Origin of the sequence: Pseudoalteromonas sp. GW168-MNA-CIBAN-0100 (assembly GCF_040309225.1) — a bacterium.
Classification (GTDB): domain Bacteria; phylum Pseudomonadota; class Gammaproteobacteria; order Enterobacterales; family Alteromonadaceae; genus Pseudoalteromonas; species Pseudoalteromonas arctica.
Window position 1 is genome coordinate 1 of record NZ_JBEOOL010000495.1, and the last position, 278, is coordinate 278.

General features: G+C 36.3%; 1 protein-coding gene. It reads left to right on the top strand.

What is annotated here, in order from left to right; translation table 11 throughout:
- The coding region (locus AAEY62_RS22125; protein ID WP_350636553.1) for a hypothetical protein at positions 1-278 on the top strand (278 nt) is incomplete at both ends.

The following is a 278-nucleotide window of genomic DNA, read 5'->3' on the forward strand; positions in this document are numbered from 1 at the left end:
CCCCTCAACAATAAAAAAATCGCTAAGTGAACTCATATCTTCTATCAGCGGTACCGATAAAGTGTCGCAGTGCTTACTTGATCACCGTTTTAAACTAATCATTGAAGACGGTGCAACCATGTTTGGTTTTACTGAACTGTATGATGCGTTAGATGACGGTATTATTCAATTTAGTGAGTTAGGTCTTTTTAACGATAATACGATTGTGAATTGGGATGATACAGATCAGATAGATAATCGATTATCGCAAAATCATCAGTTGTACGGCAATATTAGTG